Below are 18,322 nucleotides of genomic sequence, written 5' to 3' on the forward strand. Positions count from 1 at the left end.
GTCGGAAGGCGGATCAGCCGCGCAGGTCTTCCGGGATCTCGTAGCCGTTCTCTTCGAACCAGCGTACCGCACCCGGGTGCCAGGGCAGGAAGGTGTTGTGCTCGACGTTCTCGGGCAGGGTCTCACTGGCGGCGCCGTGGATCTGCACCATGCGCTCGTTGTTCTCCATCACCGTCTTGGTCACTTCGTAGACCAGCGACTCCGGCATGTCCTTGTGGGTGATGGCGAAGTTCCAGATCGAGATGGCCGGCAGGTCCTCTTCCATGCTGGTGTAGACGGAAGCCGGGATGGTGGCCGGGGAGAGCTCGGGGTAGTCGCCCAGCACCTGCTCCATGTCCGCTTCGGAGAAGGAGAAGATGTTGACGTCGGCCTGGGCCTCGAGCTGGTTGAAGGCGGAGATCGGGATGCCGGCGGCGAAGGCGAAGGCGTCGAGCAGGCCGTCCTGGAGCTGGCCGGCCTGGTCGGCCGCACCGCCGTTGCGGGTCGTGACGTCGATGCCGAGCTTGTCGAACAGCTGCGGGTAGTACATGTCGGAGGTGCCGCCGGCCGGGCCCACGCCCACGGTCTTGCCGTCGAGGTCGGCCACCGAGTTGATGCCGGAACCTTCCAGGCTGATGATCTGCAGGGTGGTCTGGTACATCGGGAAGACGGCACGGATGTCGGTGTGCTCGACGCCGGGCGCCAGCTCGCTCTCGCCGATCCAGGCCTGGTAGGCCGGCCCCATGGTAACCATGCCGAAGTCATGCTCGCCCATCTGCACCAGGGTGGCGTTCTGCACCGGGCCGCCGGTCACTTCGGCGCCGAAGGAAACGCCGATGGCGTCGCCCACGAGGTTGGCCCAGCCGGAACCGTAGATGTAGTAGGTGCCGCCCTGGCTAGCGGTACCCACGGTCAGGCTGCGGGGCCAGTCGTCACGGTCAGCATTGGCGGTGCCGGCCATCAGCATGGCACCAGCCACGATACCGGTCATCACGATGGTTGAGTTGCGCATGGCGTTTCTCCACATTGCGTTGTTGATTGTCATCCTGTTCACGCCCCGATTGGCGTTGGCCGCCGGGGGCTAGCGCGGGTGGCTGTACATCAGTATGGCTGCACTTGATCCATCGCGCTTCGCCCCGGCAAGGCTTGTTGTCTAACGCAGTACCCACGGGCATTATTCATGCCATTTCCTGGATGGGTATTTTCTTTCAATGCGTTGGGGTACTGGTGTGCGACCAAAGTCGAGGACTGGCCGAGAGGTGCTGGCTGGAAGTCCGCACGCTGCCTGTCAACGGTTGTGCGGAAATCCGCACATGCCGGACCAGGAGGGACGGAGCTACCGGATCAGTGACTCATCGATCTCGTAGCCATGCTCCGTGTACCAGCGTGCGGCACCCGGATGGAAGGGCAGCACGGCGTTGTGCACGATGTTTTCCGGAATGGTGGTCTCGGCGACGTGATGCACGTCGCGCAACTTGTCGTTGTTTTCCATGGTGACCCTGGTCACTTCGTAGACGAAGTCCTCCGGCAGGTCACAACGTGCGATGGCGAAGTTCCACATGGCGACGGCCCTGACATCTTCCTCGAGCGTGGTGTCGGCGCTGGCGGGAATCCAGTACTCGGAGACCGGGAAGGTCTCGAGCACCCGGGCCTGCTCCTCCTCGGTGAAGGCGATGATGTTCACGTCGGTCTGGCCCGCGAGCCGGCTGACGACGGGAATCGGGAGGTCGGCGGCGAAGGCGATCACATCCAGTTGCCCCTCCTGAAGCTGAGCGCTCAGCTCGTTCCAGCTACCGTTGCGGCGTTCGAAGCTTACACCGAGCGCTTCCAGAATGGCCGAGAAGTAGGCGTCAGCGGTGGAGGCCGAAGGGCCGAAGCCGATGCGGGTACCGTCCGGGATTCCGGCGATGGAGGTGATGCCGGAGCTCGACAGCGCGGTGATCGAGAACGGCGTCGCGTACATCGGGAAGAGGGCACAGGCATTGTCCATGGGTACGCCTGGTGCCAGCGGGCTTTGGCCGGCCACGGCGTCGGCGGCGGGGCCCAGGGTGGTCAGGCCGAAGGCGAGGTCACCCCCGTTGACCAGCGCCAGGTTCTGGAGCGGGCCGCCGGTCACTGCGCCACTGCCGGAGAGGCCCAGCTCGTCGGCGATCAGGTTGGCCCAGCCGGAGCCGTAGACGTCGTAGGTGCTGTCGTGGCTGGCGGTGCCCACGATGAAGTCCGACGGCCAGTCGCTGCGGTCGGCCAGGGCGGCGGTGGCGGCGACCCACAGCAGGCCGGCGAGCAGCTTGGTAGTGGTGTGGTGCATGGCATGACTCCATTGAGGTGGTCGCACTCATGTCCAACTGGCCGGGGAGGACCGGGGCCCGCGTCGGCACCGTGTGGGGCTGAGCCTTCAGCGTCTTCTACTAACATAGCCATGAGTGAGGAAACGCCTCCATGCCTTGGTCGGAGTGAGACGGCCGCGTGGGCTGGGCGGCATGCGGCACTCCTCAGGTCTGTCGTCAGGCGGCCGGATGGGGGGTCGCGGCGTGCAGCCAGCGATCAGGGGGGACGAGGGCCATTCCCTGGCCGGGCACCTCAGCGGCCCTTGGGATCGAGGATCTTCACCGGTTGGAAGTCTTGTCGGGTCTGGTCGTCACGGGGGCGGCTGACCCGGGTCTCCAGCTCGGGCAGTGCCTCGTCCTCGATCGGTAGCTGTTCGAAGAAGTCGCAGCTGACGCACTCCCGGTAGCGGATACCGTTCTGCTCCCAGGCACGGATGCGGTCCATCTCGGCGCAGCGCGGGCAGATGGCACCGGCGATAAAGCGTTTCTGAACGGCCATGAGGCCTCCTGATGAGGCGCCGCCGGGAGACGTCCCCGGCGGCACCGTGGCGGTGGAGCGGGGCGTCAGGCGGCACGAATGCCGCTGTGACGCAGCAGCGGCTCGACGCTGGGTTCGCGGCCACGGAAGGCGCGGAACAGCTCGGCGGCATCGCGGGAGCCGCCCCGCTCGAGGATCTCGGTGCGGAAGCGTCGCCCGGTCTCGGGATCGAAGATCCCGGCCTCCTCGAAGGCGCTCCAGGCATCGGCGGAGAGCACCTCGGCCCACTTGTAACTGTAGTAGCCCGCGGCGTAGCCCCCGGCGAAGATGTGGCCGAAGCCGTTCTGGAAGCGGTTGAAGTCGGAGCGGGGCACCACGGCGACGGCATCGCGTACCGCGTCGAGCAGTGCCTGGATCTCGGCGGCGGAAGGCGCCGCGAGCTCATGGTGCAGGCGGAAGTCGAACAGCGAGAACTCCAACTGGCGCACCATGCCCATGGCCGACTGGAAGTTCTTGGCCGCCTGCAGCTTCTCGAGCAGCTCGGCGGGAAGCCCCTCGCCGCTCTCCACGTGGCCGGCGATCAGGTCGAGCCCCTCGCGCTCCCAGCAGTAGTTCTCCATGAACTGGCTGGGCAGCTCCACGGCGTCCCAGGCCACGCCGTTGATGCCGGAGATATCGGCGATGGTCTGTCGGGTCAGCATGTGATGCAGGCCGTGGCCGAACTCGTGGAACAGGGTGGTGACCTCGTCGTGGGTCAGCAGCGCCGGCTGGTTGCCCACCGGGCGAGTGAAGTTGCAGGTCAGGTAGGCCACCGGCAGCTGCAGTTCGCCCAGTTCCAGGCGGCGCACCCGGCACTCGTCCATCCAGGCGCCGCCGCGCTTGCCCTCGCGGGCGTAGAGGTCGAGGTAGAAGCCGGCGATGGGGGCCGCGTCCTCCATGATGCGGAAGTAGCGCACGTCGGGGTGATAGCGCGGCGCACTGGTGTCCTCCTCGAAGGTCACGCCGTAGAGGCGTTCGACCACCCGGAACAGGCCGTCGACCACCCGGGGGGCCGGGAAATAGGGGCGCAGCTGCTCCTGGGAGATGGCGTGACGCGCCTCGCGCAGCTTCTCGCTGGCGTAGCCCACGTCCCAGGGGGCCAGCTCGCCCATGCCCAGCTCGTCCCGCGCATAGGCCTCGAGTTCGGCGTACTCCTCGCGGGCCTGGGGCACGGCGCGTCGGGCCAGGTCCTCGAGGAAGCCGAGCACCTCGCGGGGCGTCTCGGCCATCTTGGTGGCCAGCGAGTAGTCGGCGTAGGTGGCGAAGCCCAGCAGCCCGGCGAGCTCATGGCGCAGCGCCAGGGTCTCCTCCATGATCGGGGCGTTGTCGAACTGCCCGGCGTGGGGCCCCTGGTCGGAGGCACGGGTGACGAAGGCGGTATAGACCTCGCTGCGCAGCTCGCGGTCCTCGGCATAGGTCATCACCGGGAAGAAGCTGGGGAAGTCCAGGGTGATGCGGTAACCCGTGAGGCCCTTGGCCTCGGCATTGGCCTTGAGCATGGCCAGGGCGCTCTCGGGCAGGCCGGCCAGGCGGCCGTCGTCGGCGAGATCGAGGTGCCAGGCCTGGGTGGCGTCGAGCAGATGGTTGGAGAAGGCGTTGCCGAGTTCGGAGAGACGGGCGCGGATCTCGCCGTAACGCTGCTTCTGCTCTGCCGGCAGGTCGACCCCGGCCAGGCGGAAGTCGCGCAGGGTGTTGTCCACCGCCTGGCGCCGTCCCTCGTCGAGATCGGCCCAGGCGGGGCCGTCCTTCAGCGCCTGCCAGGCACGGAACAGCCCCTCGTGCTGGCCGAGCCAGGTGCTGTAGTCGGAGAGCTTGGCGAGACAGGCCTGGTAGGCCTGGCGCAGGGCCTCGTTGTTCATGGTGCCGTTGAGGTGCGAGACCGGCGACCAGGCCCGGGAGAGGCGGTCGTTGAGCGCCTCCAGCGGGGCGGCCAGGCTGTCCCAGGTGGGCGGGCGCTCGCCCTGCTCGGCCTCGGCGACGAGCCGCTCGACGGCGGTGCGGTTCTCCGCCAGCAGCTCGTCGATGGCGGGCACCACGTGCTCGGGCCGGATCTCGGCGAAGGGGGGCAGGACATGGGGTTCGAGCAGCGGGTTGCGGGACATGCGCACCTCGGGGTCAGGAGAGTGATCGTGACCTTAGATGCGGGCGCCGGGCGAGGGTTTCAATGTCGCCCCGGGGGCGGGAAGCGTTTGGCCCCCTTCGAGCGGCCTGCTAGTCTTGCTGCCTTTGCCGGGCCCGCGGAGCGGGAGAGGACACCATGAACGAGACGCTGGAGCGCTGGACCACCCGGCGCGCCTTCATTCTGGCCGTGACCGGGGCCGCCGTGGGGCTGGGCAACATCTGGCGCTTCCCCTACATCGCCGGCGAGAACGGTGGAGCCGTCTTCCTGCTGCTCTACGTGACCTTCGTGCTGCTGCTGGGGTTGCCGGTGATGATGGCCGAGATCATGATCGGCCGGGCCGGACGCAGAAGCCCGATGCAATCGCTGGGGCACCTGGCCGCCCTGGCCGGGGGCAGTCGTCACTGGCGCTGGCTGGGGCTGTTCGGCGCCTTCACGGTGTTCTGCATCCTGTCGTTCTACTCGGTGGTGTCGGGCTGGTCCATCGAGTTCCTGGTGGCGTCGGTCAACGGCAATTTCGTCGGCGCCAGCCCGGCCGAGATCGGTGCCGGTTTCGAGGCCTTTCTCGCCGATCCCGGACGGATGACCCTCAACCACACCTTCTTCCTGTTCATGACCATGTCGGTGGTGGCCGCCGGGGTCGCCAAGGGGCTGGAGAAACTCAACAACCTGCTGATGCCGCTGCTCTACCTGCTGCTGCTGATGCTGGCCGGCTATGCCGCCACCACCGACGGCTTCGGCCAGGCGCTGGCCTGGCTGTTCATGCCGGACGTCGCGGCGGTGACGCCGCTGGTGGTGCTGCACGCTATGGGCCATGCCTTCTTCACCCTGGCGGTGGGGGCCTGCGCCCTGATGGCCTACGGCGCCTACATGCCGGACCACCAGAGCCTGCCCCGGGCCGCCGGGGCGGTCGCCCTGCTGGACATCGGCGTGGCGCTGCTGGCCGGGATCGCGATCTTCTCGGTGGTCTTCGCCCAGGGCATGGACCCCGGCGAGGGGCCCGGGCTGATGTTCGTGACCCTGCCGATCGCCTTCGCCGAGCTGCCTTGGGGGGCACTGTGGCTGAGCGTCTTCTTCCTGCTGCTGTTGCTCGCCACCTGGACCTCGTCGATCAACCTGGCCGAGCCGATGGTCGCCACCCTGCAGGGCATCGGCCTCAAGCGCGGCCCGGCCACGGCGGTGATCGCCGTGGCGGTGTGGCTGGTGGGGCTGCTCTCGGTATTCTCCTTCTCGACCCTGGCCGAGTGGCGCCCGCTGGCCGGCATGAACTTCTTCGACCTGGTGACCACGGTGCCCACCGAGATCTTCCTGCCCGTCGGCGGACTCGCGATCGCCATCTTCGCCGCCTGGGTGATGCCCGCACAGAGCGCGCTGCGGGCACTCGATGCGGGGCCGGCGGGGTTCCGTGCCTGGCGCGTCCTGGTGCGCTGGGTGTCGATTCCCCTGACGCTGGTAGTATTGGTGGCGGGCCTGTGGTGAAGCGCCTATCTGACGACCGGAGGTGAGCGATGAGTGAGGCAGTCGAGAGTCGGGCCGGGGCGATCCGGTCCTGGAAGGGCGTCGAGCCGCAACTGGGTGAGCGGGTCTATATCGACCCGGCCAGCGTGGTGCTGGGCGACGTGGTGCTGGGCGACGACTGCTCGGTGTGGCCCATGGCGGTGATCCGCGGCGACATGCATCGGATCCGCATCGGCGCGCGCACCAGCGTGCAGGACGGCAGCGTGCTGCATATCACCCATGCCAGCGACTTCAACCCCGATGGCTTTCCGCTGACCATCGGCGAGGAGGTGACCATCGGCCACAAGGCGATCCTCCACGGCTGCACCCTGGGCAACCGTATCCTGGTGGGCATGGGCGCCATCGTCATGGACGGCGCGGTGGTCGAGGACGAGGTGATCATCGCCGCCGGTGCCGTGGTGACGCCGGGCAAGCGGCTGGAGAGCGGCCACGTCTATGCCGGCAACCCGGCCAAGGCGCTGCGCCCGCTCAAGGAGCAGGAGCGCGCCTTCTTCCCCTATACCGCCGGCAACTACGTCAGGCTCAAGGACGACTACCTGTCCGCCTGAGCCTGTCGCTAATTGGCAACTGTTTGTTTTTTCAGGCCATGTTGCGCATAATCTGGATTTTCATCCAGTATTTCACGGATCTCGACACATGGCCGACTTTCGTACCCACCTCGGCGTCGCCGTGGCCGGTGGCGCGCTGCTTGGTTTCGCTGGCTGGCAGGCCACCGAGCTGTCGGCCACCGAAGCCGCTTCATTGGCCGTGCTGACCGCCGTCGGCGGGATACTGCCGGATATCGACGCCGACAACTCCCATGCCATCCGCTTGATCTTCAACCTGTTTGCCGTGCTGACGGTGGTGGGTGGCGCACTGCTGTTGCAGGGGCGGCTCAGCCCCGGGGCGATCGTCGTCGCCTGCGGCGGGCTGTATATCGGCGTGCGCTATGCGCTGAGTGCGGTGTTCAAGCGCTTCTCCGTGCATCGCGGGATCTGGCATTCGCTGCTGGCATCGCTGCTGTGCGGGCTGGCGACCACGGCGGCCGGCTATCAGTGGTTCTCGCAGAGCGCCTGGCTGGCCTGGGCCCAGGGGCTGGCGCTGATCCTGGGTACGCTGATCCACCTGCTGCTCGACGAGCTCTACAGCGTCGATCTCACCGGCGCGCGGCTCAAGCGCTCCTTCGGCACGGCGTTCAAGCTGTTCGACTATCGCGAGCCGGTCAATTCGGTGCTCATGCTGGCGTCCGCCGCCGCCCTGATACCCTGGCTGCCACCCTGGCCGCCGCTGCGCGAGCTGCTCGCTCAGGGCTCGGCGCTCTGGCGGTAGTCCTCGGCCTTGAGCCCGTACTTCTTCAGCTTGTCGTAGAGGGTCTTGCGCGGTAGCCCGAGCTGCTCGCAGATCTCGCCGATGCGGCCGCGGTGACGGGCCAGCGACTGGCTGATCAGGCTCTTCTCGAACAGCTCGACCTGCTGGGGCAGGGCCATGTCGCCGGTGTCGCTCTCGACCCCCTCGAGCAGCGCATCGAGGCGATAGTCGCAGGTGGCCCCGAGCAGCACATAACGCTCGGCCAGGTTGCGCAGCTCGCGCACATTGCCCGGCCAGTCGTGGGCCAGCAGCGCCGAGATGCCGGCGGCGTCCAGCGGCGGGCACTCCAGCTCACTGCGGTTGGCGGCGACCACGGCGAAGTGCTGGAACAGCAGCGGGATGTCCTCGCGCCGCTCGCGCAGGGCGGGAATCGGCAGGGTGACGACGTTGAGCCGGTAGTAGAGGTCCTCGCGGAAGCGTCCCGCCTCGGCGGCGACCTTGAGGTCGACCTTGGTGGCGGCGATCACGCGGATGTCCAGGGGCACCGGCACGTTGGAGCCGAGGCGCTCGACACAGCGTTCCTGCAGCACCCGCAGCAGCTTGACCTGCAGCGCCAGCGGCATCGACTCGATCTCGTCGAGGAAGACGGTGCCGCCCTCGGCATGCTCGAACTTGCCGATGCGACGCTCCACGGCGCCGGTGAAGGCGCCCTTCTCGTGGCCGAACAGCTCCGACTCGATGATGCTCTCGGGCACGGCGCCGCAGTTGATGGCGACGAAGGGGCGGCCACCGCGACGGCTGCGTTCGTGGATGGCGCGGGCCACCAGGTCCTTGCCGGCGCCGGTCTCGCCGAACAGCAACACGTCGGTCTCCACCTGGCTGATGCGCTGGACCATCGAGGCGAGGCGCTGCATCGTCTCGGTACGGCCGACCAGGCGGGGCCCCGGGGCATTCTGCTGGGCCTCGAGTTCGGCCTTGAGGCGGCGGTTCTCGAGGCTCAGGCGGCGCTTCTCGACGCCGCGCCGCACCACCTCCACCAGCCGCTCGCCGGCGAAGGGTTTCTCGAGAAAGTCCCAGGCACCGTCGCGCATCGCCTCCACGGCGGTGGAGATGTCGCCGTGGCCGGTGATCAGGATCACCGGCAGGTCCGGGTCGCGACTTCGCACCTCACGCAGCAGCGTCATGCCGTCCATGCCGGGCATGCGGATATCGCTGACCACCACGCCGGGAAAGTCGGGGGCGAGGTGTTCCAGCGCCGCCTCGGCGCTGGCATGGGGAACGGGTGCGTAGCCGGCCAGCTCCAGGGTCTGGCCGGCGGTGATGCGCAGATGGGGTTCGTCATCGATGATCATTACCGGCGTGGCCGCCTGGTCATGCATGGGATGAACTCTCCTGGTCGTGGGTCCGGTCGGTGCCATGGGCGTCCCTGTCGCGGGGCAGGATAATGGTGAACTGGGCGCCGCCGCCAGGGCGGTTGCCGGCGCTGAGGCGCCCGCCCAGGTCGTCGATGATGCGCGAGGAGATCGACAGCCCCAACCCCAGGCCGCTGCCCGGTGACTTGGTGGTGAAGAACGGCTCGAAGATGCGGGCCAGGTTCTCGTCGGCGATGCCGGGGCCGTTGTCGGCCACGCCGATGGTGACGCGTTCGGCGTCCTGGTCGATAGAGAGGGTCAGCCGCGGGTCGGGTGCCTCGCTCATCGCCTGGAGGGCGTTGCCGATCAGGTTGACCAGCACCTGCTCGAGCCGGACCAGGTCGGCCCGCACCCAGACGTCGCCCTCGGGCCAGTGGCGCTCCACCGCGATCCCGGCCTCGCGCAGCCGGGCCTGGAAGAGCCGCAGGGCGTAGTCGAAGCAGGAGGGCACCGAGACGGCGGTCAGGCTGTCGCCACACTTGCGCGAGAATTGTCGCAACTGGGAGCTGATCTCCGCCATGCGGGCGGTCAGCTCGATGATCTGCTCCAGGTTGCTGCTCGCCGCCTCGAGACGCTGGCGCTCGAGGAAGGCGCGGGCGTTCTCGGCGTAGGCACGGATCGCCGCCAGCGGCTGGTTGAGCTCATGGTTGATGCCGGCGGCCAGCTGACCGAGCACGGCGAGCTTGGCGGCCTGGATCAGCTCGTCACGGGTCTGGCGCAGGTTGGCCTCGGCGCGGCGACGCTCCTCGATCTCGTCGGAGAGGCGCCGGTTGGTCTCGACCAGGTCGCGGGTGCGGCGCTCGACGCTACGCTCGAGCTGGTCCCGGGCGTTGGCGAGGGTCTGGCGCTCACGTTCGGCGAACTGCTCCCGCTCGCGACGCAGGCGCAGGCGCTGCCAGCCGATGCCACCGCCGAGGACCACCACGCCGTAGAGCCCGCCGGCGAGCAGGGCAGAGAGCCACTGGGCACGGATCACCGGGGTCAGGGGCTTGAGGATGTGCATCTCCCAGCCGAGGTCCTCGAGAGGGCGCGACAGACTGAGGTAACTGCCTTCGTCCAGCGGCCCGCGGGAGAAGCTCACCAGGCGGCTCTGGTCGCCGCGGGAATCGAGGACCTCGATGCCCGAGGGCGACAGCGGCTCATCGGCATAGCGGCGGGTATCGAGCAGGGCCTGGCGCTCGGTGTCCGAGAGCGGGTGGAGGGCGGCCATGCGCAGCTCCGGGCGGCTGGCCATGAAGATGATGTCGTCCTCGTCGGTGACCAGCAGCTCGGCGTCCTGCTCGGCCCAGCTCTCCTCCACGGCGTCGAGCAGCACCTTGACCACCATCACCCCGTCGGGGGTGGCGTCGGGGGAGGTGTCGTCGAGCCACACCGGCGCGGAGAAGTAGTAGCCACGCTCCAGGGACTGGGTGCCGAGACCGAAGAAGCGGCCACGGTGGCCGGCGATGGCATCCTGATAGTAGCTGCGGAAGCCATAGTTCTGGCCGATGAAGGTGTTGAGATGCTGCCAGTTGCTGGCGGCCAGGGTATTGGCGTCGCGGTCGAGCAGGTAGACGTCGGAGACGTCGGCGACGGCGCGGAAGCGGTTCAGCATCCGATTAAGCGGTATGGGGTCTTGATGGCCGTGGCCGGCCAGGAAGCGCTTGACCTCCTCGCGGGAGGCGAGCAGCCGTGGCAGGTAATCATGCCGTGAGAGGTGGCCATCGAGCCCCGCCGCCGACAGGCGCAGCTCGTTCTCTGCTTCGCGGACCAGGCTCTGCAGGGCCTGCTCGCGGGCCAACTGGGCGGCCTGCCACATGCTCAGGGCGAGCCCCAGGGGCACCAGCAGGATCAGCAGGCGCCGCCAGGCCCGGGAGAGTCGCGGTGGCCGTGTGCGGGCCTTCATCTCACCGGGTCCCGCTGCGGGGAGGGCATCCCCTGGGCCCGGCGCAGGGCGCGCTGGGCGCGGGTTTCGGCCCGCTCCAGTTCCAGCAGGTTCTCCTCCACGAACACCAGGTGCTCGTGGGCCCGGGCCCTGGCGTCCTCGGCGCGGCCCTCGAGGATGGCGTCGAGCAGGGCCCGGTGCTGCTGCATCAGCAGGGGCCGGGAGTCGGGCTTCTCGAACAGGTGGGCGAGGTTGTCGACGATGCTGCGTTCCAGCAGGTGGAAGATGCCGCGGATGGTGTGCAGCAGCAGCACGTTATGGGCGGCCTCGGCGATGGCCATGTGGAAGGCGGCGTCGGCCTTGGCCTCGAGCATCGGATCACGGCCCTGGAAACAGGCCTCGAGCTCCTCGAAGCGATTGATCAGCATCGCCTTGTCGGTGGGGGTGGAGCGCAGGGCGGCATAGTAGGCGGAGATGCCTTCCATGGCATCGCGAAACTCGAGCAGGTCCAGGTTGAACTCGCCATGGCGGGCGAGCATCTCCAGCAGCGGATCGCTGTAACTGCTGTTGAGCTCCTGGGTGACGAAGGTGCCGCCGCCCTGACGGCTCGACAGCAGGCCGCGGGCGGCCAGCTTCTGGATCGCCTCGCGCAACGAGGGACGCGAGACGCCGAAACGCTCCGCCAGCTCTCGCTCGGGGGGAAGGCGTTGGCCGGGCTTGAGGCTGCCTTCCAGAATCAGGGCCTCGAGGCGTTCGGTGATCACGTCGGCGAGGCGGGGCTGTCGGACGGGTTGGTAGGCCATGGTTGCCTCCTGGGAGCATGAAGCGGACATCATGGTAACGCCACTTAATTGGTATTACCAATCTCGGCGAGATGTCCTGGTCAGTAGGAGGCCCTGAATTCCCAGCTTGATCAAGGGGTTGCTGTCGTCATTCGTGATGCCCTACCAAAGTATAGCAACGATGGATGAGAAAAAACCGGGGCGGGGTTTGACACTGTGAGGGGCGCCTCCTAAGGTGCGGCAACACCGCTGCCGTAAATTGGTTTTACCAATTTACCAGTCTGAACGACCACCATCCCGATGCCTTCGCCGGACACGGCCCCTGGCATCGTCGAGGATCCTGCCGATGACGCCAGTCAAGTGTTACCCGTCGAAACCGGAGAAGGTCTACTTCTTCGGCACCTGTCTGATCGACCTGTTCTACCCCGAAGCGGGGCTGGATGGTATTCGCCTTCTGGAGCGGGAGGGCATCGAGGTGGTCTTCCCCGAGGATCAGACCTGCTGTGGCCAGCCCGCCTATACCTCGGGCTACCAGCAGGAGGCCCGGGCGGTGGCGGCAGCACAGCTCGAGCTCTTCCCCGAGCCCTGGCCGATCGTGGTGCCGTCCGGCTCCTGCGGGGGGATGATGCGTACCCACTACCCTCAGCTGTTCGCCGGCAGCGAGCGTGAAGCCCAGGCGAAGGGGGTAGCCGATCGGGTCTTCGAGCTCACCGAGTTCCTGGTGCATGTCTGTCATCTCAGGCTCGAGGATCGTGGCGAGCCCGAGAAGGTGGCCATGCATACCTCCTGCGGCGCCCGTCGCGAGATGGGGCTGGCCGACACCGGTCCGGCGCTGCTGGCCCAGCTCGGCCAGGTCGAGCTGGTGGAGCAGGCGCGGGCGGCCGAGTGCTGCGGCTTCGGTGGCACCTTCGCGGTGCGCCATCCGGAGGTCTCCGCCGCCATGGTCGAGGACAAGACCCAGGCCATCGAGGCCACCGGTGCGCGCCGCTTCGTTACCTCCGACTGCGGCTGCATGATGAACATCAGCGGGCGCTTCGCGCATCAGAAGAAGCCGGTCAAGGGCGAGCATATCGCCAGTTACCTGTGGCGGAGGACCTCATGAGCGTACAAAGCGATTCGGTCCAGACCCATCCCGTACAAACCTACAGCCCCCGCGAGTTCCACCGCCAGGCCCATGATGCCCTGGGTAACCCGCAGATCCGTGCCAATTTCCGCAAGGCCATGGATGGCCTGATGACCAAGCGGCGCGACAGCTTCGGCGACTGGGACCTGGAGATCCTGCGTGAGCTGGGCGCCAACATCCGTATGCGGGCGCTGGCCAGGTTGCCGAGTCTCCTCGAGCGGCTCGAGGCCAACTGCCAGGCCAACGGCATCCAGGTGCACTGGGCAGAGGACGGTGACCAGGCGTGCCGGATCATCCGCGAGCTGTGCGAGGCGCGCGGCGCGAAAGCGGTGATCAAGGGCAAGTCCATGGTCTCCGAGGAGATGCATCTCAATGCCCGGCTGGAGGAAGCCGGCATCGAGGCGCTGGAATCCGATCTCGGCGAGTACCTGGTGCAGCTCAACGAGCAGACGCCCTCGCATATCATCATGCCGGCGATTCACCTCAATACCGATGAGATATCCGAGATCATGCACGACCGGACGGGGATCGAACGGACCCGCGATGTCGATACCATGACCGCCGCCGCCCGCGCCCAGCTGCGCGAGCGCTTCATGGCCGCCGACGTGGGCATCTCGGGCGTCAACTTCGCGGTGGCCGAGACCGGTACCCTGTGCCTGGTGGAGAACGAGGGCAATGGCCGCATGACCACCACGGTGCCGCCGGTGCACATCGCGGTGACCGGCATCGAGAAGGTGGTGGAGCACCTGCGCGACGTGCCGCCGCTCTATGCCCTGCTGACCCGCTCGGCCACCGGCCAGCACGTCACCACCTACTTCAATATGATCTCGGGGCCCAGAAAACCCGAAGAGCACGATGGGCCGAAGGAGGTGCACCTGGTGCTGGTCGATAGCGGACGCTCGGCCATCTACCAGGACGACGAGCTGCTCGACACCCTGCGCTGCATCCGCTGCGGCGCCTGCATGAACCACTGCCCGGTCTATACTCGGGTCGGCGGCCATACCTATGGCACCACCTACCCCGGCCCCATCGGCAGCATTTTGTCGCCACACCTGATGGGCCTGGAAGACACCAAGGACCTGCCCACCGCCTCGAGCCTGTGCGGGGCCTGCGGCGAGGTGTGTCCGGTGAAGATTCCGATCCCCGACCTGCTGGTGCGCCTGCGCCGCGAGTCGGTGGGCGAGGGGCGTGGCAACGTGCCCGGCGCCGGCGTCAAGCGCTCCCGCAAGGAGGCTGCGGCCTGGAAGGGCTTCCAGTGGCTGGCCACCCACCCGGGAGTCTGGCGCGCCGGAACCTCCATGGCCGGCAAGTTCAGGGCGCTGACGCCCTCGCGACTGGGCGCCTGGACCGACTATCGCAGCGCACCGAAGCCGGCCGGCACCACCCTGCATGCGCTGGTGAAACAGCACGAGGCCAAGCGTCACCAGGCCGACAAGGCCGCAGAGGAGAAACGCCCATGAGTGCCCGCGACGCCATTCTCAAGCGGCTGTACGAGCGGGCGGACGGCCCCCTGGCGGTGCCCGAGAGCGACTTCGCGGTGGTGACCCGCCGCGGCTGGAGCCATGAGGAGCGTCTCGCGCGTTTCGAGCGCTGGATCACCTCGGTGCACGGCGAGGTGATCCATGTCGCTGCGCATGACTGGACCACGGCCCTGGCCGGCGTGCTGACCGCCAAGGGCGTGAGGCGCCTGGCGCTGGGGCGCGAGCATCCGGTGGCCGCCGAGGCGCGGCAGGCCCTGGCCGACGTCGCTGTCGAGCTGGTCGACGCGGATCGCGATATCGAGGCCTGGCAGCAGGAGCAGTTCGAGCGCGTCGATGCCGGCCTGACCTCGACGCGTGGCGGCATCGCCGAGACGGGTAGCCTGTGGCTCTGGCCCACCCCCGATGAGCCACGGCTGCTCAGCCTGGTGCCACCGATCCATATCGCCGTGCTGGATGCCGACACCCTCGAGGATACCTTCTTCGATGTGGTGGAACGTCACGGTTGGGCCAGCGGCATGCCCACCAACGCCCTGCTGGTCTCCGGCCCCAGCAAGACCGCCGATATCGAGCAGACCCTGGCCTACGGGGTGCATGGCCCCCGCGAACTGGTGGTGCTGGTGCGCCATGCCGGCGGGGCGGCGGGGACAGACGCATGACGGCCCCGACCCCATGGCAGGAGCTCAAGGCCGCGCTGGCCGGGACGATTCCCGCCGAGCGGCTGATCGATGATCCGCTGCGGACCCTGGCCTACGGCACCGACGCCAGCTTCTATCGGCTGATCCCGCGGCTGGTGGTGCGTCCGGAAAACGAGGAGGAGCTGCGCCTGACCCTGGCCGAGTGTCGGTCGCGCGGCCTGCCGGTGACCTTTCGCGCCGCCGGCACCTCGCTCTCCGGCCAGGCGGTCACCGATTCGGTGCTGGTCCAGCTCGGCCGCGGCTGGCGCGACCACGAGATCCTCGACGAGGGCCGCGGCATCCGCCTGCAACCCGGGGTGATCGGTGCCCGGGCCAACGCCCTGCTTGCCCCCTTCGGGCGCAAGATCGGCCCGGACCCGGCCTCCATCGCGAGCTGCATGATCGGGGGCATCGCCGCCAACAACGCCTCGGGCATGTGCTGCGGCACGGCCCAGAACAGCTACCGCACGGTGCGCGACATTCGCGTGATCCTGGCCGATGGCAGCCTGCTGGATACCGCCGTTGGCGAGAGCGTGGCCGCCTTCCGCCGCTCCCACGGCGGCCTGGTCGAGGGGCTCGAGAGCCTCTCGGCCGAGACCCGGGCCAATACGGCGCTGGCCGAGAAGATCCGCCACAAGTACCGGCTCAAGAACACCACCGGCTATGCGCTCAACAGCCTGGTGGACTTCACCGACGGCATCGAGATCCTCAAGCACCTGATGATCGGCTCCGAGGGGACGCTGGGCTTCATCAGCGCCATCACCTACGACACCGTGGTCGACGAATCGTACAAGGCCGCGGCGCTGACCTTCTTTCCCGACATGGCCACCACCTGTCGGGCAACCATCGCGTTGAAGCAGGTGCCGGTCTCGGCCGTGGAGCTGATGGATCGCGCCGCGTTGCGCTCGGTGCAGGACAAGCCGGGCATGCCCGAGGTGCTCAAGACACTCCCCGAGGGCGCGGCGGCCCTGCTGATCGATGTGCGCGGCAACGACGCTGTCGAGCTCGAGGCCCGCATGCAGGCGGTGCAGGCGACCCTGGAGGGCATTCAGACCCTGGAACCGGTCGCCTTCACCCGCGACGCCGATGCCTATGCGCGCTACTGGAAGATCCGCAAGGGGCTCTTCCCGGCGGTGGGGGCGGTGCGCGAGACCGGCACCACGGTGATCATCGAGGATGTCGCCTTTCCCGTCGAGCGTCTCGACGCAGGCGTGCTGGCGCTGACCGAGACCTTCCATCGACACGGCTACCATGAGGCGATCCTCTTCGGCCATGCGTTGGAGGGCAACCTGCACTTCGTCTTCCCCCAGGGATTCGAGAAGCCCGGCGAGGTGAAGCGTTATCAGGCGCTGATGGACGAGGTGGCCCAACTGGTGGGTGTCGAGTACGGCGGGTCGCTCAAGGCCGAGCACGGTACCGGGCGCAACATGGCGCCCTATGTCGAACTGGAGTGGGGGCCTGAGGCCTACGACCTGATGTGGCGGATCAAGGCGCTGTTCGATCCCGGGAACCTGCTCAATCCGGAGGTGATCCTCAGCCGCAACCCGACCCTGCACCTCGAGAACCTCAAGCCGCTGCCGGCGGCCGATCCCATCGTCGACAAGTGCATCGAGTGTGGCTTCTGCGAACATGTCTGCCCCTCCCGGGATCTGACGCTCACGCCGCGGCAGCGCATCGTCATCGCCCGGGAGATGGCGCGACTCGAGGCCATGGGGGAGGCGCTTTCCAGCCAAGAGGCGGCACGCCTGGACACTCTGCGACGGGATTATCGCTACGCCGGCGACGAGACCTGCGCCGCCGATGGCCTCTGCGCCACCCAGTGCCCGGTAGGCATCAATACCGGCGACCTGGTGCGGGAGATGCGTCGCGAGCGCCATGCCGGCAAGGCCGACGTGGCCCGGCGGGTCGGCCGGCACTTCTCCGGGGTCACGCGCATGGCGCGGGGCGCCCTCAATATCGCCGGTGCCGCCCGCCTGGTGTTCGGGGATCGCCTGACGAGCCGCGCGAGTGGGGGAGCGCGTCGGCTGAGCCGTGGCCGGCTGCCCCAGTGGACGCCTGCGCTGCCCAGGGCGGCACCGATTCGGGTGCTCAGGCGCTCGGCCACTGGCGGTGTCGCCAGGGACAAGGTGGTCTACCTGCCGTCCTGTGCGACCCGGGTGTTCGGCGCCGATCACCACGATCGGGGGGAGTCGCGCTCGGTGATGGAGATCACCCTGTCGTTGCTCGACAAGGCGGGGTATGAAGTGATCCTGCCGGAAATGATCGGCCACCTCTGCTGTGGCATGGCCTTCCAGTCCAAGGGGCAGTTCGACGAGGCCAGGCACAAGGCGCGAGAGCTCAACCGGGAGCTGCTGGTGGCCAGCCAGAACGGCCGCTATCCGGTGCTCAGCGACACGAGTCCCTGTACCCTGCAGATGCAGGAGCATCTGGACGAACGGCTCACGCTGATGGAGCCGGTGGCCTTTGCCCACGATCACCTGCTGCCCCGGTTGTCGATCACGCCGCTCGACGAACGCATCGCGGTCCACGTGACCTGCTCCAGTACGCGCATGGGGCTGGCCGACCGCTTCGTGGCCCTGGCGAAGGCCTGCGCACGCGACGTGGTGGTGCCGGCGGAGATCACCTGCTGTGGCTTCGCCGGCGACAAGGGGTTCAATACGCCCGAACTCAATGCGTCGGCGCTCGAGGGCCTGGCCGAACAGGTGGCGGGATGCAGCGCCGGCTACTCCAACTCGCGTACCTGCGAGATCGGTCTGAGTCAGCATGGCGGGATTCCCTATCGCTCGATCCTGTCGCTGCTCGACCGGGCGAGTCAGGGCAGATGACGAGCCGCCCGATCGTCCACAGGCGGGCGTTTCCGACCGCCTGTGGACAGCTGTCTCGCGCGGCCCTGTCATCGCCTTGGAATTTTTTTACAGGTGGGTCTTGTCGAGGCCCGGGGAAATCCGTAAAGTACGCATCCGCTGCCGGCGACGGGCAACGTTGCAGGCGGTGATGAGTGGTAGAAGTGGTTGTTCTGTTTGAGGTTTTCGAAGATTTCCTCGCTTGACAGTCACGGCGGATTCGCTAGAATGCGCCCCACTCGCTAGAGGGCCCGCTGAGGGCTCTATTCGCCAGTCATTGCTGCCATGGGCAGGATGAGGCGGTCAGCAAGACGGGAGGCAGTGCATCGCCGACCAGCGCTTGACACGCCGCGGCGAATCAGTAGAATACGCCTTCCTCGCCGGGCGCTGGGCCAC

Annotated in this window: 14 protein-coding genes; 7 read left to right on the top strand and 7 right to left on the bottom strand. The window is 67.7% G+C overall.

The window, feature by feature from the left end; translation table 11 throughout:
* Positions 1-13 precede the first annotated feature (13 nt).
* From C1H66_RS12345 to prlC, 4 genes are all read right to left on the bottom strand, one after another.
* Positions 14-991, bottom strand: coding sequence for a TAXI family TRAP transporter solute-binding subunit (locus C1H66_RS12345; protein ID WP_102628185.1), 978 nt, complete (start codon positions 989-991; stop codon positions 14-16).
* Positions 992-1,315: 324 nt separating this feature from the next.
* Positions 1,316-2,287: a TAXI family TRAP transporter solute-binding subunit gene (locus C1H66_RS12350; protein WP_102628186.1), complete on the bottom strand. Its 972-nt coding sequence runs from the start codon at positions 2,285-2,287 to the stop codon at positions 1,316-1,318.
* A gap of 272 nt (positions 2,288-2,559) precedes the next feature.
* On the bottom strand, positions 2,560-2,805 hold the full coding sequence (locus tag C1H66_RS12355) for a YheV family putative zinc ribbon protein (RefSeq protein WP_102628187.1): 246 nt from the start codon (positions 2,803-2,805) through the stop codon (positions 2,560-2,562).
* Positions 2,806-2,870: 65 nt separating this feature from the next.
* The gene (gene prlC, locus C1H66_RS12360; protein ID WP_102628188.1) at positions 2,871-4,925 is read right to left on the bottom strand and encodes an oligopeptidase A; all 2,055 of its coding nucleotides are present in this window, start codon (positions 4,923-4,925) and stop codon (positions 2,871-2,873) included.
* Positions 4,926-5,080: 155 nt separating this feature from the next.
* On the opposite strand from prlC, the gene C1H66_RS12365 reads away from it, so the two are divergent.
* The 3 genes from C1H66_RS12365 to C1H66_RS12375 all read left to right on the top strand — a co-directional run bounded on the left by C1H66_RS12365 (position 5,081) and on the right by C1H66_RS12375 (position 7,768).
* A complete protein-coding gene (locus C1H66_RS12365; protein WP_102628189.1) occupies positions 5,081-6,421 on the top strand; it encodes a sodium-dependent transporter in 1,341 nt (446 codons plus the stop codon).
* Between the two features lie 29 nt (positions 6,422-6,450).
* Positions 6,451-7,008, top strand: a complete 558-nt coding sequence (locus C1H66_RS12370) for a gamma carbonic anhydrase family protein (RefSeq protein WP_102628190.1) — start codon at positions 6,451-6,453, stop codon at positions 7,006-7,008.
* Between the two features lie 88 nt (positions 7,009-7,096).
* Positions 7,097-7,768, top strand: coding sequence for a metal-dependent hydrolase (locus tag C1H66_RS12375; protein ID WP_102628191.1), 672 nt, complete (start codon positions 7,097-7,099; stop codon positions 7,766-7,768).
* On the opposite strand, the gene C1H66_RS12380 is transcribed toward C1H66_RS12375, so the two are convergent.
* Genes C1H66_RS12380 through C1H66_RS12390 form a run of 3 tightly spaced genes read right to left on the bottom strand, consistent with a single transcriptional unit; the run spans position 7,744 to position 11,826 of the window.
* On the bottom strand, positions 7,744-9,126 hold the full coding sequence (locus C1H66_RS12380) for a sigma-54-dependent transcriptional regulator (RefSeq protein WP_102628192.1): 1,383 nt from the start codon (positions 9,124-9,126) through the stop codon (positions 7,744-7,746). The two genes, C1H66_RS12375 and C1H66_RS12380, sit on opposite strands and share 25 nt — an antisense overlap.
* Positions 9,119-11,044 carry a sensor histidine kinase gene (locus tag C1H66_RS12385; RefSeq protein ID WP_102628193.1) on the bottom strand — a complete coding sequence of 642 codons (1,926 nt, stop codon included), beginning with the start codon at positions 11,042-11,044 and terminating at the stop codon, positions 9,119-9,121. The genes C1H66_RS12380 and C1H66_RS12385 overlap by 8 nt, the downstream gene beginning before the upstream one ends.
* Positions 11,041-11,826, bottom strand: a complete 786-nt coding sequence (locus tag C1H66_RS12390) for a GntR family transcriptional regulator (protein WP_102628194.1) — start codon at positions 11,824-11,826, stop codon at positions 11,041-11,043. The genes C1H66_RS12385 and C1H66_RS12390 overlap by 4 nt, the downstream gene beginning before the upstream one ends.
* A gap of 325 nt (positions 11,827-12,151) precedes the next feature.
* Here C1H66_RS12390 and C1H66_RS12395 point away from each other — a divergent pair, with 325 nt between their 5' ends.
* The 4 genes from C1H66_RS12395 to C1H66_RS12410 are packed head-to-tail and all read left to right on the top strand — an operon-like array spanning position 12,152 to position 17,908.
* Positions 12,152-12,907: a (Fe-S)-binding protein gene (locus tag C1H66_RS12395; RefSeq protein WP_102628195.1), complete on the top strand. Its 756-nt coding sequence runs from the start codon at positions 12,152-12,154 to the stop codon at positions 12,905-12,907.
* Positions 12,904-14,388: a LutB/LldF family L-lactate oxidation iron-sulfur protein gene (locus C1H66_RS12400; RefSeq protein ID WP_102628196.1), complete on the top strand. Its 1,485-nt coding sequence runs from the start codon at positions 12,904-12,906 to the stop codon at positions 14,386-14,388. The genes C1H66_RS12395 and C1H66_RS12400 overlap by 4 nt, the downstream gene beginning before the upstream one ends.
* Entirely contained in the window at positions 14,385-15,065 is a 681-nt protein-coding gene (locus C1H66_RS12405; RefSeq protein ID WP_102628197.1) for a LutC/YkgG family protein, read from the top strand. The genes C1H66_RS12400 and C1H66_RS12405 overlap by 4 nt, the downstream gene beginning before the upstream one ends.
* Positions 15,062-17,908 carry an FAD-binding and (Fe-S)-binding domain-containing protein gene (locus C1H66_RS12410; protein WP_102628198.1) on the top strand — a complete coding sequence of 949 codons (2,847 nt, stop codon included), beginning with the start codon at positions 15,062-15,064 and terminating at the stop codon, positions 17,906-17,908. Before C1H66_RS12405 ends, C1H66_RS12410 begins: the two co-directional genes overlap by 4 nt.
* Positions 17,909-18,322 lie beyond the last annotated feature (414 nt).

Source organism: Halomonas heilongjiangensis, from assembly GCF_002879645.1.
GTDB classification, from domain to species: domain Bacteria; phylum Pseudomonadota; class Gammaproteobacteria; order Pseudomonadales; family Halomonadaceae; genus Halomonas; species Halomonas heilongjiangensis.